This is a genomic window from Acuticoccus sp. I52.16.1, from assembly GCF_022865125.1.
GTDB lineage: Bacteria > Pseudomonadota > Alphaproteobacteria > Rhizobiales > Amorphaceae > Acuticoccus.
The window spans coordinates 4,343,723-4,365,830 of sequence record NZ_CP094828.1; the positions used below are offsets into that span (position 1 = coordinate 4,343,723).

17 protein-coding genes are annotated in these 22,108 nt (G+C 68.9%); 6 read left to right on the forward strand and 11 right to left on the reverse strand.

What is annotated here, in order from left to right:
- Positions 1-17: 17 nt before the first annotated feature.
- The 4 genes from dnaE to proS all read right to left on the reverse strand — a co-directional run bounded on the left by dnaE (position 18) and on the right by proS (position 6,963).
- Entirely contained in the window at positions 18-3,461 is a 3,444-nt protein-coding gene (dnaE, locus tag MRB58_RS19610) for a DNA polymerase III subunit alpha (RefSeq protein ID WP_244778775.1), read from the reverse strand.
- Positions 3,462-3,692: 231 nt separating this feature from the next.
- Positions 3,693-4,391 (reverse strand): ABC transporter ATP-binding protein, encoded by a 699-nt coding sequence (locus MRB58_RS19615; RefSeq protein WP_244778776.1) that lies wholly within the window; start codon positions 4,389-4,391, stop codon positions 3,693-3,695.
- Positions 4,391-5,638 carry a lipoprotein-releasing ABC transporter permease subunit gene (locus MRB58_RS19620; RefSeq protein WP_244778777.1) on the reverse strand — a complete coding sequence of 416 codons (1,248 nt, stop codon included), beginning with the start codon at positions 5,636-5,638 and terminating at the stop codon, positions 4,391-4,393. The genes MRB58_RS19615 and MRB58_RS19620 overlap by 1 nt, the downstream gene beginning before the upstream one ends.
- Positions 5,635-6,963: a proline--tRNA ligase gene (proS, locus tag MRB58_RS19625; protein WP_244778778.1), complete on the reverse strand. Its 1,329-nt coding sequence runs from the start codon at positions 6,961-6,963 to the stop codon at positions 5,635-5,637. Before proS ends, MRB58_RS19620 begins: the two co-directional genes overlap by 4 nt.
- A gap of 375 nt (positions 6,964-7,338) precedes the next feature.
- Between proS and MRB58_RS19630 the strand changes: the two genes are divergently transcribed.
- Positions 7,339-7,824 carry a DUF4304 domain-containing protein gene (locus MRB58_RS19630; RefSeq protein WP_244778779.1) on the forward strand — a complete coding sequence of 162 codons (486 nt, stop codon included), beginning with the start codon at positions 7,339-7,341 and terminating at the stop codon, positions 7,822-7,824.
- 133 nt (positions 7,825-7,957) lie between these two features.
- On the opposite strand, the gene MRB58_RS19635 is transcribed toward MRB58_RS19630, so the two are convergent.
- Positions 7,958-8,724, reverse strand: a protein-coding gene (locus tag MRB58_RS19635) for an IS5 family transposase (protein ID WP_244778780.1) whose coding sequence is annotated in 2 segments (ribosomal slippage) — positions 7,958-8,415 and positions 8,415-8,724 — 768 coding nt in all. Because the reading frame shifts where the segments join, the coding sequence is not laid out codon by codon here.
- 474 nt (positions 8,725-9,198) lie between these two features.
- Here MRB58_RS19635 and MRB58_RS19640 point away from each other — a divergent pair.
- Positions 9,199-10,137, forward strand: coding sequence for a calcium-binding protein (locus tag MRB58_RS19640; protein ID WP_244778781.1), 939 nt, complete (start codon positions 9,199-9,201; stop codon positions 10,135-10,137).
- 52 nt (positions 10,138-10,189) lie between these two features.
- Here the strand turns inward: MRB58_RS19640 and MRB58_RS19645 are convergent, their stop codons facing one another.
- The 6 genes from MRB58_RS19645 to MRB58_RS19670 form a co-directional block, all read right to left on the reverse strand.
- Positions 10,190-10,966, reverse strand: coding sequence for an SDR family oxidoreductase (locus tag MRB58_RS19645; protein WP_244778782.1), 777 nt, complete (start codon positions 10,964-10,966; stop codon positions 10,190-10,192).
- A gap of 158 nt (positions 10,967-11,124) precedes the next feature.
- On the reverse strand, positions 11,125-12,066 hold the full coding sequence (locus MRB58_RS19650; RefSeq protein ID WP_244778783.1) for an ABC transporter substrate-binding protein: 942 nt from the start codon (positions 12,064-12,066) through the stop codon (positions 11,125-11,127).
- 128 nt (positions 12,067-12,194) lie between these two features.
- Entirely contained in the window at positions 12,195-13,304 is a 1,110-nt protein-coding gene (locus MRB58_RS19655) for an ABC transporter ATP-binding protein (protein ID WP_244778784.1), read from the reverse strand.
- A 97-nt stretch (positions 13,305-13,401) separates the two neighbouring features.
- Complete coding sequence (locus tag MRB58_RS19660; RefSeq protein WP_244778785.1) at positions 13,402-14,484, reverse strand: polyamine ABC transporter substrate-binding protein; 1,083 nt, start codon at positions 14,482-14,484, stop codon at positions 13,402-13,404.
- A gap of 110 nt (positions 14,485-14,594) precedes the next feature.
- Positions 14,595-15,974 (reverse strand): aspartate aminotransferase family protein, encoded by a 1,380-nt coding sequence (locus tag MRB58_RS19665; protein WP_371747206.1) that lies wholly within the window; start codon positions 15,972-15,974, stop codon positions 14,595-14,597.
- An 89-nt stretch (positions 15,975-16,063) separates the two neighbouring features.
- A complete protein-coding gene (locus tag MRB58_RS19670) occupies positions 16,064-16,531 on the reverse strand; it encodes a PaaI family thioesterase (protein WP_244778786.1) in 468 nt (155 codons plus the stop codon).
- A gap of 243 nt (positions 16,532-16,774) precedes the next feature.
- Between MRB58_RS19670 and MRB58_RS19675 the strand changes: the two genes are divergently transcribed.
- The 4 genes from MRB58_RS19675 (at position 16,775) to hppD (ending at position 22,080) form a co-directional block, all read left to right on the forward strand.
- Positions 16,775-17,980 carry a zinc-binding dehydrogenase gene (locus tag MRB58_RS19675; RefSeq protein ID WP_244782055.1) on the forward strand — a complete coding sequence of 402 codons (1,206 nt, stop codon included), beginning with the start codon at positions 16,775-16,777 and terminating at the stop codon, positions 17,978-17,980.
- 203 nt (positions 17,981-18,183) lie between these two features.
- Entirely contained in the window at positions 18,184-19,323 is a 1,140-nt protein-coding gene (locus tag MRB58_RS19680) for a CaiB/BaiF CoA-transferase family protein (protein ID WP_244778787.1), read from the forward strand.
- Positions 19,324-19,598: 275 nt separating this feature from the next.
- Positions 19,599-20,882 carry a TRAP transporter large permease subunit gene (locus tag MRB58_RS19685; protein ID WP_244778788.1) on the forward strand — a complete coding sequence of 428 codons (1,284 nt, stop codon included), beginning with the start codon at positions 19,599-19,601 and terminating at the stop codon, positions 20,880-20,882.
- Positions 20,883-20,967: 85 nt separating this feature from the next.
- Complete coding sequence (hppD, locus tag MRB58_RS19690) at positions 20,968-22,080, forward strand: 4-hydroxyphenylpyruvate dioxygenase (RefSeq protein ID WP_244778789.1); 1,113 nt, start codon at positions 20,968-20,970, stop codon at positions 22,078-22,080.
- Positions 22,081-22,108: the final 28 nt, after the last annotated feature.

Sequence of the window (22,108 nt, forward strand, 5' to 3'; positions counted from 1 at the left end):
GGGCCGCCCGCCGGGCTTCAGGCGTAGGCGACGTCGATCACGCCCGGCATCGCCTTGATGGCGTTGGCGACCGAGCGGGAGACGGCGCGCGGCTCCTTCAACGCCAGCTCGACTTCGCGGCTGTGACCGTTGGCGCCCGTCAGTGCGACGAGGCGGACCGAGCACATGCCCTGGTGGCCGATCAGGCGGTCGATGGATTCGATAACGTCGGCCCGGTCGAGGAAGACGGTGAGCGTGGTCGACTGCTTGGCGGCGAGCTTTTCCAACGGCTCGACGTGGCCGATGCGCACCGAGACGCCTTCCTCCTCCTCGCGTGCGGAGACCGACAGCAGCACGCAGTTGCCGGGCTCCAGCTTCTCGCGGCAGGCGTCCAGCGTGTCGGAGAAGGCGATCGCTTCGTACTGGCCGGACGGGTCGGACAGGGCGATGATTCCCATGCGGTTACCGCTCTTGGTGCGCCGCTCCTGGCGCGAGACGACGACGCCGGCGAGCTTGGCACCCTCGCCCCGGCGCAGCGCGGCGGGGAAGTCGCGCCATTGCGGGATGCCGGCCTTCTCCAGCGTCTCGCGGTAGTCGTCCAGCGGGTGGGCCGAGAGGTAGAAACCGATGGCGTCGAGCTCGCGCTTCAGCCGTTCGTGCGGGGTCCAGACGGCGCCGGTGGGGAGGCGGATGTCCTCCGCCGCGGCCGCGCCGAAAAAGTCGTTCTGGCCGACGGCCGCGCCCGACGCAACCCGGTTCGCGACGCCGAGGACCTGCTCGATCCCGGCCGAGAGGCTGCCGCGGTCGGGCACCCACTCGTCGAACGTGCCGGCGGCGACGAGGGCCTCCAGCGAGCGCTTCGGCGCGGCCTTGGGGTCGAGCCGGTTGGCGAAGTCGGACAGGTCCTCGTAGGGCGCCGCGGCACGGGTCGCCTCGATGTGGTGGACGAGCGGCCAGCCGACGCCCTTGATCGCGCCGAGGCCGTAGACGATGTCGCCCTTCTCGACCGAGAACTCCCCCTTCGAGGTGGCGATGGAGGGCGGGCGCACGGTGATCCCCATGCGCTGCGCCTCGCCGCGGAAGTCGGCCAGCTTGTCGGTGTTGCCCATGTCGAGCGTCATCGAAGCGGCCAGGAATTCGGACGGATAGTGCGCCTTGAGGTAGGCCGTGTGGTAGGCGACGAGGGCGTAGGCGGCCGCGTGCGACTTGTTGAAGCCGTAGTTGGCGAACTTGGCGACGAGGTCGAAGATGCGGTTGGCGTCGGCGGCCTTGGTGCCGTCCTTCACCGCGCCGTCGACGAAGCGGTCGCGCTGCACGGCCATCTCGGCGGCGATCTTCTTGCCCATGGCGCGGCGCAGGAGGTCCGCTTCGCCGAGCGAGTAGCCCGAGAGGACCTGCGCGATCTGCATCACCTGCTCCTGGTAGATGATGATGCCGTAGGTCTCTTTCAGAATCGGTTCCAGCTTGGGGTGCAGGTAGTCCGGCTCTTCGAGGCCCTGTTTGCGCAGGTTGTAGGAGGGGATGTTGTCCATCGGACCCGGACGGTAGAGGGCGACGATGGCGATGATGTCCTCGAACCGGTCGGGCTTCATGCCGACCAGCGCCTTGCGCATGCCCTGACTTTCCAGCTGGAAGACGCCGGCGGTCTCGCCGCGGGCGAGGAGCTCGTAGGTCTCCTTGTCGTCGAGGGGGAGGGTGTCGAGGTCGATCTCGACCGGGATGAGCGAGAGGGCGCGCTCGATGGTCGTGAGCGTTTTGAGACCCAGGAAGTCGAATTTGACGAGGCCGCCCGATTCCACCCACTTCATGTTGTATTGGGTGACCGGAAGGTCGGACCGCGGGTCACGGTAGAGGGGGACGATCTCCTCCAGCGGCCGGTCGCCGATGACGATGCCGGCGGCGTGGGTCGAGGCGTGGCGGTAGAGACCCTCGAGCTTCAGCGCCATTTGCAGCAGCCGGTCGATCTCGCCGTCCTGCGCCTTGGCCTCCTGCAGCTTGGTCTCCTGCTCCAGCGCCTGGGCGAGGGTGATCGGGTTCGCCGGGTTCGAGGGGACCATCTTCGCCAGCTGGTCGACCTTGAAGTAGGGCATGTCCAGCACGCGGCCGACGTCGCGCACCACGGCGCGGGCCTGCAACGTTCCGAAGGTGATGATTTGCGCCACGCGGTCGGCGCCGTAGCGCTCCTGCACGTAGTGGATCACCCGGTCGCGCTTCTCCTGGCAGAAGTCGACGTCGAAGTCGGGCATCGAGACGCGTTCGGGGTTGAGGAAGCGCTCGAAGAGGAGGTCGAACCTGAGGGGGTCGAGGTCGGTGATGGTCAGCGCGTAGGCGACGAGGGAGCCCGCGCCCGAGCCGCGGCCGGGGCCGACGGCGATGTCGTTCGCCTTGGACCACTGGATGAAGTCGGCGACGATGAGGAAGTAGCCGGGGAACTTCATGCGGCAGATGATGCCGAGTTCGTGGTCGAGGCGCTTCATGTACGCCTCGCGGTCGACGCCGGGGGCCATGCCGCGCGAGGCGAAGCGGCGCTCGAGGCCGTCGTGCGCCATCTGCGTCAGCCGCTCGGCTTCCTCGGCGAGGGCCTCCTCGTCGCTCTGCTCGACGGGGGGGAGGCCGGCGACCTTGCGCTCGGTGGCGATGAAGCGCGGCAGCATCGGCGGGCGCTTCTTGACGCGGAAGTGGGAGCGCATCGCGATTTCCACCGTGGAGGCGATTGCCTCCGGCAGGTCGCTGAAGAGGGCTTCCATCTCCCCTTGCGTCTTGAAGTAGTGCTCGGGCGTGAGGCGGCGGCGGTCGTCGTCGCCCAGGCGCCGGCCCTCGGCGATGGCGATCAGCGCGTCGTGCGCCTCGTAGTCGTCGCGGGCGGCGAAGTAGACTTCGTTGGTGGCCACCAGCGGGACGCCGGCGCGATAGGCCTCGCCGACGGCGAAGGACTCGAAGGTGTTTTCCGCCGATGTTCCATGGCGCTGCACCTCGCAATAGAAACGATCACCGAACGTTTCGTGAAGTTGATCGAACAGCGCCGAAGCGCTCTCGGGATCGCCCAGCGCGTGGGTCTTGCCCACCGGCCCGTCGATCCAGCCGGAGAGGGCGATGATGCCGTCCACCGCGCCGGCCAGCCCGTCGACCGGGAGGGCGACCTCGCCGCCGTCCGACCGCAGGTAGGCGTAGGAGATCAGGCGCTGGAGGTTGGCGAAGCTCTCTTCGCTGGTGGCGACCATCGGCAGCCGCGCGACGGGCGCGATGCGTTTGCCGCCCTGGATGCGCTCGGCGAGGCGGATCGGCACGGTGCAGGCGATGATCGGCTGCACCCCGTCACCGAAGGCCTTCTCCGAAAATTCCAACGCGCCGAAGAGGTTGGCCGTGTCGCTCACCGCCACGGCGGGTTGATTGTCGGCCGCGGCGAGGCCGACGATCTTCTTCAGGTGCAGCGCGCCTTCCAGGAGGGAATAGGCCGAATGGACCCTCAGGTGGATGAACATGACGCGCCTCCCTCGTACCGGCGTGGGAGCTTAGCCGGGGCAGAGGTGAAATTCGATCAGACGAGGGGGACCTGCATCCCGTCCATCCACAGATAGACGGCGACGATGAATGCCGAGCAGGAAACGAACGCACCACAATCGAGAAAGAACCGCTGCATCACTGACCTCTCTTTGTTCTCATCGGAACGTACGGGAATGTTCCGGGAACATCAAGGGTCGAGGCAGAGAAACTTATTCAGCGGGTGCGCTCAATTCGAGCGGTGAAATTCGGCCTTCTTTCAGGGTTACCGTGCGGTCCAGCTCGCTCGCCAGGGTCTGGTTGTGGGTCGCCACCACCGCCGACAGACCCGTGTCGCGGCTGAGCGACAGGAACGCGTCGCGAACGGTTGCGGCGGTCCCCTGGTCGAGGTTGCCGGTCGGCTCGTCGGCCAGGATCACGCGCGGGTTGTTGGCGACGGCGCGCGCGATCGCCACGCGCTGGCGTTCGCCGCCGGACAGCTCGCCGGGACGGTGGGTGCGCCGCTCGGCGAGGCCCAGCCGGTCGAGCAGTTCGTCGGCGCGGGCGAGGGCGGCACCCGTCTTGGCACCGGCGAGCCGCATCGGCAGCGCCACGTTTTCGCGCGCGGTGAAGTCGCCCAAGAGGTGATGAAATTGGTAGATGAAGCCGATCAGATCGCGCCGCAGCACGGTGCGGTCCTTGTCCGACAGGCGCGTCGCCTCCGTCCCGTCGATGGTGACGGACCCGCCGGTGGCCTGCTCCAACAGGCCCGCAATCTGCAACAGGGTCGACTTGCCGGCGCCGGAGGGGGCGACGAGCGCCACCAGTTCACCGGCGTTCAGCGTCAAGTTGGCGCCCTTGAGGACGTGGACCTCGTCCGCCCCGTCGGAGAAGGTGCGCACGATGTCGGTGAGAACGAGGGGGGGTGCCATCACTCGGCCTTCAGCGCTTCGACGGGGTCGGTCGCGGCCGCCTTCCAGGCGGGCGGCACGGTCGCGATCAGGGCGAGGATCAGCGAGATCAACACCACCATCGCCGTCTGCGTGGAGGAGATGTCGGACGGGATCTGCGTCAGGTAGTAGAGCTCCGGCGGGAAGAGCTGGATGTTGAAGATCGTCGTGATCGCCTGGCGGATCGCCTCGATGTTGACCGCGATCAGCGTTCCCAGCGCGAGGCCGATCAACGTGCCGCCGACGCCGATCGTCAGCCCCACCATCAGGAAGACGCGCAGGACCGTGCCGCGTGAGGCGCCGATGGTGCGCATGATGGCGATGTCGGGCGTCTTTTCGTTCACCAGCATCGTCATCGAGGAGATGACGTTCATCGACGCCACCAGCACGATGAGGGTGAGGATGATGAACATGACGTTCCGCTCCACCGTCAGCGCGGTGTAGTAGGCGCGGTTGTTCTGCCGCCAGTCGGACAGGTAGAGCGGCCGGTCGGCGGCCCGGGCGATGGCGGCCTTCAGCGCGTCCATGTCGTCCGGCGTTTCGGAGAAGATCTCGATGCCGGTGGCGCGCTCGTCCATGTTGAGGAAGAGCTGCGCCTCGGCGATCGGCAGGTAGGCGATGGTCCCGTCCACCTGGCTCATGCCGACGTCGAAGATCGCCAGCACCGGATAGTTGTCGATCTGCGGCGTCTGGCCGAACGGCGTCACGGGGCCGTCCTGCGTCATCACGGTGACCTTGTCGCCGATGGTGACGCCCAGCGAGCGCGCCAGGCCGGCGCCGATGACCATGCCCTTGCCCTCGCCGAATTCGTCCAGTGAGCCGGCGACGAGGTGCTTCTCCAGGAGCGGCGTGCGCTCCATGTTGCGTTTCGAGACGCCGCGCAGCAGCACGCCCGAGGCGCCGCCGTTGCCGGTGGCGTAGGCCTGGCCCAGCACGTAGGGCACCGCGCGGGTGACCCCGTCGACCCCCTCCAGCGTGTCGGCGAGGCCGTCGTAGCCGGGCATCCCGTCGGCCGCCTGGACGACGACGTGGCCGGAGATGCCCAGGATGCGGCTGAAAAGCTCTGTGCGGAAGCCGTTCATCACGCTCATGACGATGATGAGGGCCGCGACGCCGAGCACGATGCCGGTGATCGACAAGGACGAGACCACCGAGATGGCGCGCTCACGCCGCCGGGCGCGCAGGTAGCGCCGCGCGATGGACCATTCGAGCGCGCCGAAGGGGGTCACGCGGCCGCCCCCGCGGTGAGGCGGTTCACGAGGTCGGCCTCGCTCGTCGTGATGCGCTCGCCGGTGGCGCGGTTCTTCAGCTCCACCTCACCCGCCGCGACGCCGCGCGGGCCGACGATCACCTGCCAGGGGAGGCCGATGAGGTCCATCGCCGCGAACTTGGCGCCCGGCCGCTGGTCGGTATCGTCGACGAGGACGGTGCGGCCGGCGGCCTCCAGCGTGGCCTCCAGGCGGTCGACCACCGCGTCGCACGCCGCGTCGCCGGGGCGCATGTGGACGATGCCGACCTGCCAGGGCGCGACGCTCTCGGGCCAAATGATGCCGTCGTCGTCGTGGCTCGCCTCGATGATCGCGCCCACCAGACGCGACACGCCGACCCCGTAGGAGCCCATGTGCACCGGCACGTCCGCCCCGTCCGGCCCCGCCACCACGGCGCCCATCGGCTCGGAATACTTGGTGCCGAAATAAAAGATGTGCCCGATCTCGATGCCGCGCGCCTCGACCCGCTTGTCCTCGGGGATCGCCGCGAACGCCGCCTCGTCGTGCATCTCGTCCGTCGCCGCATAGAGCGAGGTCCAGTCGTCGACGATGGGCTTCAGGTCGCCCATGAAGTCGGTGTCCTCGCCGGGGATCGGCTTGTCCAGCATGTCCTTGTGGCAAAACACGGCGCTCTCGCCGGTCGAGGCGAGGATGATGAATTCGTGGGAAAGGTTGCCGCCGATGGGCCCGGTCTCGGCCACCATCGGGATCGCCGTCAGCCCCATCCGGCGGAAGGTCCGCAGGTAGGCGACGAACATGCGGTGATAGGACCGCTCGGCCGCCGCCTGGTCGATGTCGAACGAGTAGGCGTCCTTCATCAGGAACTCGCGTCCGCGCATCACGCCGAACCGCGGCCGCACCTCGTCCCGGAACTTCCACTGGATGTGGTAGAGGTTCATCGGCATCGCCTTGTACGAGCGGACGTGGGTGCGGAAGATGTCCGTCACCATCTCCTCGTTCGTGGGCCCGTACAGCATGTCGCGCTCGTGCCGGTCGGTGATGCGCAGCATCTCCGCGCCGTAGGCGTCGTAGCGGCCCGACTCGCGCCACAGGTCGGCCGACTGGATCGTCGGCATCAGGATCTCCTGCGCCCCCGCCCGGTTCTGCTCCTCGCGCACGATCCGGGCGACGTTCTGCAACACCCGCATGCCCGCCGGCAGCCACGAATAGATCCCCGCCGACTGCTGGCGGATCATGCCCGCGCGCAGCATCAAGCGGTGCGAGACAATCTCCGCTTCCTTGGGGGTCTCTTTCAAAAGGGGCAGGAACGTCCGGGAAAGTCGCATCTGAGGCTCGCTGATCGGGTCGGGGCTATTGGACCGCTTCACCCGGTCCGGTCAATCGTCGCGACCGGGATCTAGGGCCGCATCCCACCGACATGGTCCGTCAAGGTCGATCCGATTCCAAGATCCCCATCGGGCGATCGCCATGCGCCGAGCACAATTCCGGCTGAGCGAGGTGCGCCGGAAAACGAGCCCGTCGCGCCGACGATCGGGCCAGCCGCCGGCGATGCGCTCGCGGCCGAGGGTCGACCGAGCCGGCGGGTCGATGCCCATGGCACTGCACGATATGGTTTAATATCATTGCGTGCGGCCGTCTGGCCGGCGCAGGGTGCGACTTTGTCGACCCGGCGTGTCACGCGGTGCGGGCGGGGGCGGGAGATGGCCGAGACGGAACATGGGCGCATCATCGCCCAGGCTGCCAAGGCGATCCTTCGGCCGATCGGCTTCAGACGGAAGGGCCTGTCCCGAGTTTGGTTCTCTGACGAGGGCTTTTGGGTCAATATCGTCGAGTTCCAATCGAGTGCATGGGCAAGGGGCTGCTACCTCAATTCCGGCATCGAGTGGCCTTGGGATCCGAGCATCGTCTATGATCGTCTCGCGGATTTCATCGAATTCGATACGATCGAACGGTTCGCATTTCTGACGATCGAGATGGCCGAACAGGGAGCCGCCGCTGCGCAGCGGAATCGTTCGAGGTTCAAAACGATTCCGCAGGCCGTTGATGCGTTGATCGCCGACTTGGAGTCTGAAGCGCCACCGTGGCACGTTTCCCGGACCGACGCCGGGATTTTGGCCGGACTGATCGGTCGGTTAGAAATTGCGGAGACCTACCTACGTTCCGCCACCGAGTTCGGCATGGACTAGGTGGAGCCGTTCTTGCTGAGCTTGGACAACGCAGACCTCTATCGACATCGCGTGCTCGCTTCGATCAACGAGCGACGCTCGATCTTCAAGTTGCCGGCGCTGGACGACATGCCTCCAGAATGGTTCGGATGAACTAGGTCGTGGACTCATGGTGTCGTAGCCATAGGCGGGTCGATGCCAAGGCGACGGCGGCCATGAAGTTTCGGGCGAGTTTGTCGAATCGGGTGGCAATGCGGCGGAAGTGCTTCAGCTTGTTGAAGTACCGCTCGACGAGGTTGCGCAGCCGATAGAGCGGTGGCGCAACGGTGCGCATAACACGAACGTTGCGCTGGCTCGGGATGTGGGCGGTGGCGCCTCTGGCCGCACACCATTCGATCAGCGCCTTGGCGCTGTAGCCGCGGTCGGCCACGATGTCCGGTGCGAGTGGGAGCCCGTCGAGGAGGATCGGCGCTGTTGTCTTGTCGGAGGCCTGACCAGCCGTGATTACGAAGCGGATCGGCAGGCCCCGCTCGTTGACGACGGCGTGGAGTTTGGTCGTCAGTCCTCCACGAGAACGGCCAATGGCGTGATCCGGGCCCCCTTTTTTCCGCCGGCTGCGTGCTGGTGAGCCTTCACGATGGAGCTGTCGATGAGCTGGAGCGCGGCCGGCTCTTCTCGAGCAAGTGCCTCGAACACCGCCAGCCATACGCCGCGCCTGGCCCATCTGTTGAAGCGATTGTAGACCGTCGTCGATGGGCCATAGCGCGCCGGCAAGTCGCGCCACGGTGACCCGGTCCGCAACACCCAGAAGATGCCGTTGAGGACACGCCGGTCGTCCACACGCTGCTTTCCGGGCGGCGCCGGCGGCAGCAGCGGCTCGATGATCGACCATTCCACTTCGCTCAGATCGTAACGTGCCACGCCGCAACTCCTGACTGACAGGAGATTGAATCATGGGCGCGACCATTTGAGAATCCCGGACCATGAGTTCACGACCTAGGGGCGGGACCCATGAGGACGAACGGCGGACCCGGCTCTGATCTCCGAAGGGAACTCGCCATGGATCGGCGTCGGAGGCGATCTCCTCGTCACCTTCGCGAACGGCTTCGACGCCGCGCTGCCGACGGAAGCCGACGTGCTCCCCGAGCCGACGCTCGCCTGAGGCGCGACCGACATCGCTCCCGCGCCCGCGCCGCCCCCGCGGCGCCGTTTTCTTTCGCCCGCCCGCCAACCCATTGCGCGAATACAATGTCGACCGGAGCGGCCAGGGACTCGGCGATATCGCGGCTAATATTCCGGCAAAAATTTAATTTCGCAGCATTGCTTAGCCGCTTGACGAATTCTCGGAATGGGACCTAAATCCTCACCCCTTCCACTGCACCCGACGATGCCGCCATGAATACTCGCCCCCAACGCCCGCATACCGTCATCGGCACCGAGGGGCCGGACGACCTCCAAGCCTACGAGCCCGCAGGCGGGAGGGTCGAAGGCCTCGAAGGCGACGATACGATCAACGGCTCCGACTTCAACGATCGCCTGTTCGGCGGGCCCGGCACCAACATCGTCTACGGCCGCGGCGGCGACGACAAGCTGATCGGCGTCTACGGTGAGGCCTACGGCGGCGACGGCGACGACAAGATCGTCGACACCTCGTTCGCCGACGGCGGCGCGGGGCACGATTGGATCGACAGCCGCGGCGGCAACGACACCGTGCTGGGCGGCGACGGCGACGACCTCATCCTCGCGCGCCGCGGCAACGACCTCGTGCGCGGCGGTGCGGGCGACGACTATATCGACGGCGGCGACGGCAGCAACACGCTCGTGGGCGGCAGCGGCGACGACGTGATCCAAACCGGGCGCGGGTGGAGCATCCTCGCCGGACAGGACGGCAACGACACCCTCTACGGCAACCGGTTCTCGGCGACGCTCCTGGGCGGCAACGGTTACGACGTGCTGATCGGCGGAAGCAAAGGCGACAGCATCTCCGGCGGCGACGGCAGCGACCATATCTTCGGCGCCACCGGCCGCGACACGCTCCTCGGCGGCGAGGGCTACGACACGCTGGACGGTGGGCCCGGCCACGACATCGCGACCGGCGGCGTCGGCAGGGACGTCTTCGTCATCAACGACGATGGGGGCGCGCTCGTCATCACCGACTTCGAGCAGGGCGTCGACAGCCTCTACCTCGACGGCCTGGACTACGACGACCTGACGTTCCGAGGGCGCGTGATCCTCGACGCACAGGGTGACGTCGTCGCCGCCTTCTCCGACGGGTTCGAGGCCGCGTCGTTGCGCGAGGAGTGGGACTTCTCGCACGATATCGCCGACTTCTGACCCCGCGCCGCTCCGATCGGCGCCGGCCGGCCGCGCTCAGGTGAGGGCGCGGTCAGGTGAGGGCTCGGTCGAGGTGGGTGTAGCCGCCGTCGACGAAGAGCCACTGCCCGGTGGTGTGGCTCGCCCGCGGCGACAGCGCGAAGGCGACGGTGGCAGCCAGTTCCTCCGGCTCGGTCATCCGCTTGCCGAGCGGGATGCGGCGCTCGATCTCCTCGCGCCGCGCGGCCGGGTCGTCGAACGTCTCCAACCAGCGGGCGTAGAGCGGGGTCATCGCCTCGGCCGGGATCACGGCGTTGACGCGGATGCCGTCCCCGGCGAGGTCCGCCGCCCACTCGCGCGTCAGCGACAGCTGCGCCCCCTTGGCCGCGGTGTAGGCCGAGGTGCCGCCCTGACCCGTCACCGCCGTCTTGGACGAAATGTTGACGATGGCGCCCCGGGTCTTGGCGAGCGCCGGGACGACGAGGTGGGCCAGCGTATAGTAGTGGACGAGGTTGCGCTCCAGCGAGGCGCGGAACGCGTCCGGCCCGGCGTCGAGGCCGATCGAATCGTTGGCGCCGGCATTGTTCACCAGCCCGTCCACCCGCCCGAAGCGGGCGAGGATCTCGGCGACCGCGGCGCGGCAGGCGCCATCGTCGGACAGCTCCAGCGCGATGGCGTGGGCCTCGGGCGCGCGGGCGAGCACCTCGCCCCAGAAGGCCTCGGCCGGGAGGCTGCGCGACAGCACCACCGGCACCGCGCCCTCCGCCGCGAGGGTCATGGTGATGGCGGCGCCGATGCCCGAGCCGCCGCCGGTGACGACGACGACCTTGCCGCTCAGTCCGAGGTCCATCTCATCCATCCTCTCGTGGCGAGCCGGCCCGGCGCAGCGCACCGAACCGGCTCGAACGTTGGCCCCGGCGCCGTGGACGGGCGCGCGCGGGCGGTGCGGCGCCGTCCGCGGAGGGCGCCGTTCATGGTCGTGCGAGCGGGTGCGCTCGCCCGCGCGCCTCAGTCGTAGAGGACGGCGGCGATCTCCGGATCGTCGATATTGTCGGCATCGTACCAGTAGAAGCCGGTGTCGATCGCGCCCTTCACGTCTTCGCCCTTGGAGGCGGCGACGGCGGCCTTCACCGTCTCGTAGCCGATGCCGACCGGGTTCTGCGTGATCGCGCCGGCCATCACGCCGTCGCGGATCGCCTGCTTCTGCTGCGTGCCGGAGTCGTAGCCGATGATGACGACGTCGTCCCGGCCCATCTCCTGCACACCGTTGATGACGCCGATCGCCGAACCTTCGTTGGCGCCGAAGATGCCCTTGAGGTCCGGGTTGCCGGCGAGGATCGCCTTCGTCAGCTCGGTCGACTCCAGCTGGTCGCCGCCGCCGTACTGCACGGTCACGACCTCGATATCGGGGTACTGGTCCTTGATGCGGCCGGTGAAGCCTTCCACGCGGTCGATGCCGGTGCGGCTCGTCTGATCGTGGGCGACGACGGCGACCTGGCCGGCACCGCCGATCAGCTCGGCCATCTTGTCGGCCGCGAGCGCGGCGGCGGCGATGTTGTCGGTCGAGGCGGTGGAGACGGGGATGTCGCTGTCGACGCCCGAGTCGAAGGCGATGACGGGGATGCCGGCGTCCTTCGCCTGGCGCAGGAGCGGGATCGCGGCCTGGCTGTCGAGCGCGGCGAAGCCCACCGCCTGCGGCTCCTTGGCGAGCGCGGCGGCCAGCATGTCGATCTGCCGGTCGACCTGGCCCTCGTTGTCCGGCCCTTCGAACGTCACCTCGACGCCCAGTTCGTCGGCCGCCTTGTCGGCCCCGGCCTTCACCGCCTGCCAGAACTGGTGCTGGAAGCCCTTGGAGATCAGCGGAACGTAGATGGTGTCCTGCGCCACGGCGGGGCCAGCGCTCATCAGCGCCGCGATGCCGAGGGCGGCGATCGTGCGGTTCACGAACATGGGTGTTTCCTCGTCTCGTTAAGCGTGGCCGGGTTGGTTCCCGGCCTCCTTTCGGGACGTTGACCCGTCGTCCGCGCCTCGTCAACGGGGCATAGGGTGCCGGTTCGCGCCGGCCATTCGCGCCGCGCTCAGTGGTCGAGGAAGACGGTGTCGGCGGTGTCGAAGGTCAGCACCACCTCGTCGTCCCAGGTGAATGCCGCCTCGGTCGTGCGGCGCCGGTTGAAGAGGCTCGCCTCGACGATGCCGGCGGCCGTCTTCACCCGGTAGAGCGTGAAATCGCCGCCGTAGGCGATATCCTCCACCGTGCCCGCGATACGGTTGTGCAGCAGGTCGGGCGCCTCGTGGGGGGCGTGCATGAGGAGCTTCTCCGGCCGCACCGCGATGCAGCCGTGCCCGCCCACCGTCGCCGAGGAGGGGCCGGCGGCGAAGGCGAGGCCGGTGTCGGTGACGACCACCGTCTCCTCGCCGGTCGCGCGCACCGTGCCGTCGAAGAGGTTCACGTCGCCCACGAAGTCGGCCACGTAGCGCGAGGCGGGGCTCTCGTAGAGCTGGGCGGGGGGGGCGACCTGCTCGATCTTGCCGTCGCGCATGATGGCGATGCGGTCGGCGAGCGCGAACGCCTCGTCCTGGTCGTGGGTGACGACGAGGAAGGTGATGCCCAGCTCGTACTGCAGGTTGACGAGCTGGAACTGCGTCTCCCCGCGCAGCCGCTTGTCCAGCGCGGCGAGCGGTTCGTCGAGCAGCAGCACCCGCGGGCGCTTTGCGAGCGAGCGCGCCAGGGCCACGCGCTGGCGCTGGCCGCCGGAGAGCTGGTGCGGCTTGCGCCTGGCCTGCGCGGTGAGCTGCACCAGGGTCAGCATCTCGTCGACCCGCTCGGCGACCTGCCGCGCCGGCAGCCCGTCGCGGCGCAGGCCGAAGGCGATGTTGTCCTTCACCGAGAGGTGCGGGAAGAGGGCGTAGGACTGGAACATCATGTTCACCGGCCGCCGGTGCGGCGGCACCCCGGCGAGATCCGCGCCGTCCAGCAGGATCTGCCCCTCCGACGGCGTCTCGAAACCCGCCAGGAGGCGCATCAGCGTGGTCTTGCCGCAGCCGGATGGGCCGAGCAGGGCGAAGAACTCGCGCGGGTAGATGTCGAGCGACATGTCGTGCACCGCGACGACGTCCTCGAACCGCTTCGACACGCCGCGATAGGAGATGAGGGGGACGGCCGCCGGGTCGTCCCAGGGGGCGAACACGGGGGTGCCCGTGCCTTGGCGCCGACGCGCCGGTTGCGGCTCCGCGGGAGCCGCTCTGGTCGGGGTGCTCATGGCGCCGGGCGGTGGGCGACCGGGCCTATTGCCCGGTCTTGACCCGCGTCCACTCGCGCGTCGCCACCCGCTGCGTGCGCGGCGGCAGCTCGGTGGTGGTGAACAGCTTCTCGACCACCTCCTGCGGCGGGTAGACGGCCGGATCGTCCAGCACCGCCTCGTCCACGAACTCCTGCGAGGCCTTGTTGGCGTTGGCGTAGTTCACGTAGTTCGTCGCCTTGGCGATCACCTCGGGCTTCATGATGTAGTCGAGGAAGGCGAGGGCGTTGTCCTTGTTGGGGGCGTCCGCCGGGATCGCCATCATGTCGAACCACATCATCGTCCCCTCCTTGGGGATCGAATATTCGACGGTGATGCCGTTGTCGGCTTCCGCGGCGCGGTCGCGCGCCTGGAGCACGTCGCCTGACCAGCCGACCGCGAGGCAGATGTCGCCGTTGGCGAGCGCGTTGATATATTCGGACGAATCGAACTTCTGCACGTAGGGGCGGATTTTCGTCAGCAGCTCCGCGCCCTTCTTGATGTCGTCGGCCTCCTTGGAGTCGGGATCGAGGCCGAGATAGTTCATCGCGATGGGCAACATGTCGGTCGGCGCGTCGAGCACGAAGACGCCGCAATCCTCGAACTTGGAGACGACGTCGACGTCGAACAGCATGTCCCAGGATCCGACGGGGGCGTCCGGCATGCGCTCCTCGATCTTTTCCTTCACATAGCCGAGCCCGGTGGTGCCCCACATGTAGGGGATCGCGTACTCGGCGCCCGGATCATAGGTGTCGGTACGCTCGAGGATGTCGGCCCACAGGTTGTCGAAGTTGGGGAGCTTGGCCTTGTCGAGCGGGGCGAAGATACCGGCGCGGATCTGGCGCGACAGGAAATAGGCCGTCGGCACGACGATGTCGTACCCGGTGGAGCCGGCGAGGAGCTTGGCCTCGACCATCTCGTTGGAATCGAAGACGTCGTAGCGGACCTGGATGCCGGTCTCGGCGGTGAAGTCGGTCAGGATGCTTTCGTCGATATAGTCCGACCAGTTGTAGATGTTGACGACCTCCTGCGCGGCGGCAGGGGTGGCGAACATCGCAAGGGCCAACCCGGTTTTGATCCAAAGATGCATTGCGCGCTCCATCGCTGGGCCGTTCGGCGTGGCCCCTTGTTGCGGCTGCGGGCAGCAATCGCTGTGCCAGCGCCGGCTTTGTGCCACTGTTTCCGATGCCCGCCGCGCGATCAAGCGGGGAGTAGCTCCGCGGCCAACGCGTCCAAAGTCGCACGTGCGCGCGCCACCAGACGGTCCGCCGCCGCGTGCGAGATCACCAGCGGCGGGGCGATGACCATCGTGTCCCCCACGGCGCGCATCACGAGACCGTTGGCGACCGCGAGATCCCGGCAGCGGGTGCCGGCGCCGGCGGCACCCGGGAAGCGCGCGAGCGCCGCCTTGTCGCGCACGAGCTCCAACGCGCCGATCAGGCCGCGCATGCGCGCCTCGCCCACGATCGGGTGATCGCCGAGGCTCGCCCAGCGCTTGGCGAGGTAGGGGCCGATGTCGTCCGCGACGCGCTCCACCAGCCGCTCGCGCGCGAAGATCGCCAGGTTGGCGAGGCCCGCCGCACATGCCGCCGGATGGCCGGATGCGGTGTAGCCGTGGAAGAATTCGCCGCCCTCTTCCAGCGTCGCGGCCACGTCGTCGGAAAAGGCGACGCCGCCGCAGGGGACGTAGCCGGAGGTCATCGCCTTCGCCATGGTGACGATGTCGGGCGAGAAGCCGAACGTCTCGAACCCCCACATCGCCCCGGTGCGCCCGAAGCCGCAGATCACCTCGTCGGCGATCAGCAGGATATCGCGGCTGCGGCAGATCTCGGCGATGCGCGGCCAGTAGGTGTCCGGCGGGATGACGACGCCGCCCGCGCCCTGGATCGGCTCGCCGATGAAGGCGGCCACGGTGTCGGCGCCCAGCCGGTCGATCTCGGCGGCCAGCCGGTCGGCGGCGAAGATGCCGTACTCGTCCGGCGTCATGCCGAGATGGCGCCCGTCGCCGAACCAGTAGGGCTGGTCGATGTGGCTGATCCCCTCGATCGGCAGGCCCGACTGGGCGTGCATCGGTGCCATCCCGCCCAGCGACGCGCCCAGGACCGTGGAGCCGTGATAGCCGTTGCGCCGCGCGATGAAGCGCTTCTTGCCCGGCCGGCCCTTGAGGTCCCAGTAGGTGCGCGCGGCGCGGAAGGCGGTGTCGTTCGCCTCCGAGCCGGAGCTGGTGAAGAACACGCGGTTCAGGTGCGCGGGCAGAAGCTCGGCGATCGCCTGCGCGTAGGTGGCGGCGAGCGGGTGCGTGCACTGGAAGAAGGTGTTGGTGTAGCTCAGCGTCGTCAGCGCCTCGGCCACCGCGTCGACGATCTCGCGCCGCCCGTAGCCGACCGCCACGTTCCACAGGCCCGACATGCCGTCGAGGATCTGGTGCCCCTCGCTGTCGGTCAGCGAGACGCCTTCGGCGCCGACGATCACCCGCGAGCCGGCCGCGTTGAGCGCGGCCATGTCCGAGAAGGGGTGCCAGTGGTGGCGGGCGTCGACCGCCTGGATGTTCGCCGTCGCCGTGTTCGCCGGGCCTGCCACGATGTCCTCCGCGCGTTGTCCGGCGGAGAGCTACCCCATCCGGCGCGCGGTTTGAATTCGCCGGGCCCGAAATATCCCCGCCGCGCCGCTCAGTCGGCGACGCCCTCGCGGCCTTCGATCGTCATCATCGTGGCGCTCAGCACCGCGACCAGCCGTTCCGCCCCGTTCGCCTCGGCGAAGACGTCGGCCTGGGCCAGGGTCAGCGTGCGGCCGGCTTTGACGACGCGCCCGCGGGCGACGATGCGATCGCCCGCCGCCGGGGCGAGGAGGTTGATCTTGAACTCCACCGTCAGCACCCCCGCACCCGGCGGCATCAGGGTGAGCGCGGAATAGCCGGCCGCGCTGTCGGCGATGGCCGAGACGGCGCCGGCGTGGACGAAGCCGTGCTGCTGCGTGACCGCGGCGCCGGGCACCAGCGCGATCGTCACCGCGCCGGGCTCCACCGCGCTCAGCGATGCGCCCAGCGTCTCCATCAGCCCCTGCTTGGCGAAGCTGGTGGTGACCCGTTCGCGAAAGGCCGGGTCGGCCGGGGGGCGCGGGGGTGGCGTGTCGGTCATCGCGTCGTCCATTCTTCACCGTCGGGCGCCGGGGGCGGTGCCGCACCGGGGCCGTGCTTGCGGGCGGGGCGGCCGCAGTGGGCCGGCCGCGCGCCCACGCCGACATTCAAGCAACTCCACGAAAAGGACAATCACGCGACCTCGCCGCCATGCCCATGGGTGACAAGGCGCTAAAAAGAGACGAAAGTCTCGGCAAATCAGAGCGTGGCCCGCGTCGTTGCGGGCCGGGAGGGATCGATGACCCTGAAAACCAAAGCCGCGGTGCTGCGCGAGCTGGCCAAACCGCTGCCCTACGCGCATTCCCGCCCCATCACGATCGAAGAGCTGACCATCGTGCCGCCGGGGCCGATGGACGTTCTCGTCAAGGTCGTCGGTGCGGGCCTTTGCCACTCGGACCTGTCGGTCATCAACGGCTCGCTGGGCCGGGGGCTGCCGGTGGTGCTCGGCCACGAGGGCGCGGGCGAGGTGCTGGAGGTCGGCTCGGCGATCACGGACCTGAAGCCGGGCGACCATATCGCCTTCCAGTTCGCCGGCAACTGCGGGCGCTGCAAGCAGTGCCAGGGCGGTAAGCCGCAGCTGTGCGAGACCTTCATGGCCGCCCGCGCCCACGGCGGGCTGATGTCGGGCGGCGTCCACTTCCGCGACGCGGACGGCGAGCCGGTCAAGCACATGGTCGGCGTCGCCTGCTTCTCCGAATATGTCGTCGTGCACCGCGGCTCGATCGTCGTCATCAACGATTCGCTGCCGCTGACCGAGGCGGCGCTCTTCGGCTGCGCGGTGATGACCGGCGTCGGTGCGGTGGTGAACACCAGCCAGGTGAAGCCCGGCGAATCGGTCGCCGTCTTCGGCCTCGGCGGCGTGGGGCTGTGCGGCGTGATGGGGGCGAAGGTCTCCGGCGCACACACCATCATCGCGGTCGACCTCGAGGACGCCAAGCTGAAGAAGGCGCTGGAGCTGGGGGCGACGCACGCCTTCAACGCCAAGGACCCGGACCTCGTCGAGAAGATCAAGGACCTGACGAACGGCGGCGTCGACCATGCGGTCGAGCTTGCCGGCGCGATCCCGGCGATGGAGGCCGCCTACGCGGTCGCCTGCCGCGGCGGCAAGGTGGTGACGGCGGGCCTGTCGGGCACCGGCAAGACCTTCTCGGTCAACCACGGCGACCTGGTCCTGGGCGAGAAGCACGTGTGCGGCTCCTACATGGGCTCGTGCGTGCCGATGCGCGACATTCCGCGCTTCATCGAGCTCTACCAGTCCGGTGCGCTGCCGGTGGACGCGCTGATCGACGGGCTGGTGACCTTCGACGAGTTGAACGAGGGTTTCGACCGCCTGCACAACGGCACCGCGCTGCGCCAGGTCCTCGTCCCGCATGGACTCGACAGTGTCGGAGCCTCGGCCTCGGCCCAGGTGCGCGACGGGATCCCGGCGGCCCGCAGCGCCGACGTCTGACGCGCGGCGCCCCGCCCGCGGGGCGATCCGCCGAGCGACCAGGCCGCCGTGCCGATCCCGGTGCGGCGGCCCACGCATATCCGGGGGGCGCTCGCGGCCGGCCGGCCGCCGCGTTGCCCAAAGACGAAAAAGGCGCTTGCCCCGTCCCCGGCTTCACGACACGAGTGGCACCGACGAAGAGCGACAGCGAGGGAGCGCGGGGCATGAAGCCGCTACACGGCATCCGGGTGGTCGAGATCAGCCACATGATCATGGGGCCGTCCTGCGGCATGTACCTGGCGCTCATGGGGGCGGAGGTCATCAAGATCGAGCCGCCCCAGGGCGACAAGACGCGCGATCTGACCGGCATGGGCGCCGGCTTCTTCCCGACATTCAACCGCGGCAAGAAGTCCGTCACGCTCGACCTGAAGTCCGAGGACGGGCTGAAGCGGCTGCACGACCTCCTCGCCACCGCGGACGTCTTCGTCGAGAACTTCCGCGACGAGACGATCGAGTCGATGGGGCTGACGCCGGACGAGTTGCACGCGCTCTATCCGCGCCTCGTCACCGCGTCCTGCAAGGGCTTCCTGGAGGGGCCGTACAAGACCCGCACCGCACTCGACGAGGTGGTGCAGATGATGACCGGCATGGCCTATATGACCGGCCCCACCGGGCGCCCGCTGCGCATCGGCTCCTCGGCGACGGACCTGATGGCGGGCCTTGCCAGCGCCTACGCGGTGATGGGCGAGCTGATGCAGCGCGAGCGCACGGGCAAGGGGGCCGACATTCGCACCGGCCTGTTCGAGACCAGCCTCCTGATGGTCTGCCAGCACATGGTGCAGTTCGACCTCGAAGGCGTCGAGGCGCCGCCGATGCCCGAACGGCACTTCTCCTGGCCGGTGTACGACATCTTCACCACCGCGGACGACCGCCAGATCTTCGTCGGATCGGTGACGGAAGGGCAGTGGGCCAAGCTGTGCACCATCCTTGGCCTGAGCGACTATCTCACGGATCCGGAGCTGAAGACGCGGCCGCAGCAGATCGCCCAGCGTCACCGCACCATCCCGGTGATCGCCGAGGCGATCGCCCGGCAGCGCAGCGACCCGCTGGAGGCGGCGCTGGAGGCGGCGGGGCTCCCTTATTCGCCGATCCTGCGCCCCGCGGAGATGTACGACGACCCGCACGTCAACCGACCCGGCGGGCTCTTCGTCTCCAACGAGACCGGCGGCAAGAGCTTCCGCGCGCCGACACTGCCGTTCGAGGTCGACGGGGTGCCGCCGGTCGCCGATACGATGGACCTTCCGGCGATCGGCGAGCACAACGAGGAGATCCTCGGCGCCCTGGCGCAGACCGCGGAGCGCTAGGCCGCGCCCCACCGGCGGGCGCGGGCGATCGCCCGTGCGACATGCTTTCCCGCGCGAGGTGTGGTGCATCTGATTGCACAATTGGCTAAGCCAGTCGGACGAAACGGACAGGCGGCGGCCCACGAGGCACCGCCGGGGAGAGAGACGCTCATGCCGCACGACCCGCCCTCGACGGGCCGCGCCGCCGTGCGCGCTCTGCCGGGAGCGAGCCCGAGCCGCTCGGCGATCGCCTCCGCCCACCGCGCGCTGCCTGCGTTCACCGCCGGGGCCGCGCCGTGGCGCTGACCGGGCCCGTCGTCGTGGCGCTGCTGGCCGCGACGCGCATGGCGGGGGTGCCCGTCTCTGCCGCGCTGGCGGTGACGGGGGGCGCCATCCTCATCGCCTACGGCGGCAGCGTCGATCTGCTGGTGAACACCGTCGGCGCGACTTTGACCCAGCCGCAGATCGGCGCGATCCCGCTCTTCCTCTTCATGGGCAAGGTGATGACGCGGGTCGGCATCGTCGACGACCTGTTCGAGGTCGCGCGGACGCTGGTCGCGCCGCTGCGGGGCGGTCTCGGCGTCGCGACGGTGCTGGCCTCGGTGTGGCTGGCGGCGGTCTCGGTCTCGCCGGTGGCGACGGCGATCGCCATCGGCGCGCGGGCCTTGCCGGCGATGCAGCGGGCGGGCGCGCCGCGGCACCGGGCGGCCGGGCTCGTCGCCGCCGGAGGGGCGCTGGCGCTGCTGACGCCGCCGGCCGTTCCGTTGATGCTGTTCGCGCTCGCCGCGAAAGTGTCGATGGGGGCGTTGTTCCTGGCGGCGTTGCTGCCGGGGCTCTTCCTGGGGCTGCTCTTCGCCGTCGGCGCGGCGCTGGAGATCGGCGGCCACGGTCAGGATCGCACCGCGTTCGCCGGCTGGGGCCATGTCGGCGCGGTGTTCGCGCGGGCGTTCGCGGTGCTGCTGGCGCCACCGCTCATCCTGGGCGCGATCGCCCTCCACCTGGTGACCGTCACGCAGGCGGCCGGCATCGGTGCCGCCTACGCGCTCGCCGTGGCGCTGCTGCCGCCGCGGCGGCTCGGGCTGGCGGCGATCGGCGAGGCGACCGTCGAGGCGCTGCGGGCGGTGGTGCCGCTGGCCGCGCTGCTGGTGGGCGCCGCGATCTTCGTGGCGGCGGCGACGGTGGTCGGCGTGCCGGCGATGGTGGCCGACTGGGTCGCCGGCGCGGGCTTCACCGTGCCCGTCTTCGTGCTGCTCTTCCTGGCGTTCGTGTTCTTCGCGGCGCTGGCGCTCGACGGGGCGGTCGTCATCCTGGTGGCGACGCCGCTGGCGCTGCCGGCGCTCTCCGTCGAGGGCGTCGACCTCCTCACCACGGGCGTCGCCATCGCGCTGACCCTCGGCCTCGCCGCGATCACGCCGCCGCTCGGCCTGACGCTCTACGTGGTGCGCAACATCGCCAACATGCCGCAGAGCGAGGTGGCGCGCGGGGCGTGGGCGTATGTGCTCCTCATCCTCTTCGCGCTAGCGGTGGTGCTGGGCGTCCCGGCCCTCGCCACCGCGCTGCCGCGCGCGCTGGGGCTTTAGGCGGCGCGGCGTGCGGCCGCGCTCGTTGAGGCCGGCGCCGTGCGCTATAATCCTGTCTTATCGAGCCGAACGACAGGAGAGTGCGATGGGACCGTTCCCGCACGACGCGCCCAAGTCGACGATTACCGACACCAACCCCGCCGGCACCGACGGGTTCGAGTTCGTGGAGTTCGCCCACCCGGACCCGGCGGTGCTGGACACGCTCTTTCGCAAAATGGGCTACGAGCCGGTCGCCACCCACAAGACCAAGGCGATCACCCTCTACCGCCAGGGCCGCATCAACTACATCCTCAACGCCGAACCCGGCAGCCACGCGGCCGATTTCGTCGCCGAGCACGGCCCCTGCGCCCCGGCGATGGCCTGGCGCGTGGTCGACGCGCAGCACGCGCTGAAGCGCGCCGTCGCCCTCGGCGCCACCGAATATACCGGGCCGGGCAAGACGCTCGACGTCCCGGCGGTCGTCGGCATCGGCGGCTCGCTGCTCTATTTCGTCGACACCTACGGCGAGGACGGGTCCTGCTACACGGCCGAGTTCGACTGGCTGGGCGAGGCCGATCCGCAGCCCCAAGGCGTCGGCTTCTACTACCTCGACCACCTGACCCACAACGTGGTCCGCGGCAATATGGACACTTGGTATAAGTTCTACCACGAGACGTTCAACTTCCGCGAAATCCGCTTCTTCGACATCAAGGGCAAGATGACCGGCCTCACCAGCCGGGCGCTGACGTCGCCTTGCGGCAAGATCCGCATCCCGATCAACGAGTCGACCGACGAGAACTCGCAGATCGAGGAATATCTCAGGGAATATAAAGGCGAGGGGATCCAGCACATCGCCGTCGCGACCGAGTGGATCTACGACGCGACCGACCAGCTCGCCGCCCGCGGCCTGGAATTCATGCCCGGCCCGCCGGACACCTACTACGAGATGTCCCACCGCCGCGTGGAGGGGCACGACGAGCCGATCGACCGGATGAAGCGCAACGGCATCCTGATCGACGGGGAGGGGGTCGTCGGCGGCGGGCGGACCAAGATCCTGCTGCAGATCTTCTCCAAGACCGTCATCGGGCCGATCTTCTTCGAGTTCATCCAGCGCAAGGGGGACGACGGGTTCGGCGAGGGCAACTTCAAGGCGCTCTTCGAGTCCATCGAGGAAGACCAGATCCGCCGCGGCGTGCTGGCGCCCGAGCCGGCGAAATAGCGCCTGAGAGAGGGACGACCCGTGAACA

Coding starts and splice junctions, on each gene's coding strand:
- MRB58_RS19640 (WP_244778781.1), top strand. CDS start 9,199: ATGAATACTCGCCCCCAACGCCCGCATACCGTCATCGGCACCGAGGGG.
- MRB58_RS19670 (WP_244778786.1), bottom strand. CDS start 16,531: ATGACCGACACGCCACCCCCGCGCCCCCCGGCCGACCCGGCCTTTCGC.
- MRB58_RS19660 (WP_244778785.1), bottom strand. CDS start 14,484: ATGCATCTTTGGATCAAAACCGGGTTGGCCCTTGCGATGTTCGCCACC.
- hppD (WP_244778789.1), top strand. CDS start 20,968: ATGGGACCGTTCCCGCACGACGCGCCCAAGTCGACGATTACCGACACC.
- MRB58_RS19615 (WP_244778776.1), bottom strand. CDS start 4,391: ATGGCACCCCCCCTCGTTCTCACCGACATCGTGCGCACCTTCTCCGAC.
- MRB58_RS19680 (WP_244778787.1), top strand. CDS start 18,184: ATGAAGCCGCTACACGGCATCCGGGTGGTCGAGATCAGCCACATGATC.
- proS (WP_244778778.1), bottom strand. CDS start 6,963: ATGCGACTTTCCCGGACGTTCCTGCCCCTTTTGAAAGAGACCCCCAAG.
- MRB58_RS19650 (WP_244778783.1), bottom strand. CDS start 12,066: ATGTTCGTGAACCGCACGATCGCCGCCCTCGGCATCGCGGCGCTGATG.
- MRB58_RS19645 (WP_244778782.1), bottom strand. CDS start 10,966: ATGGACCTCGGACTGAGCGGCAAGGTCGTCGTCGTCACCGGCGGCGGC.
- dnaE (WP_244778775.1), bottom strand. CDS start 3,461: ATGTTCATCCACCTGAGGGTCCATTCGGCCTATTCCCTCCTGGAAGGC.
- MRB58_RS19630 (WP_244778779.1), top strand. CDS start 7,339: ATGGCCGAGACGGAACATGGGCGCATCATCGCCCAGGCTGCCAAGGCG.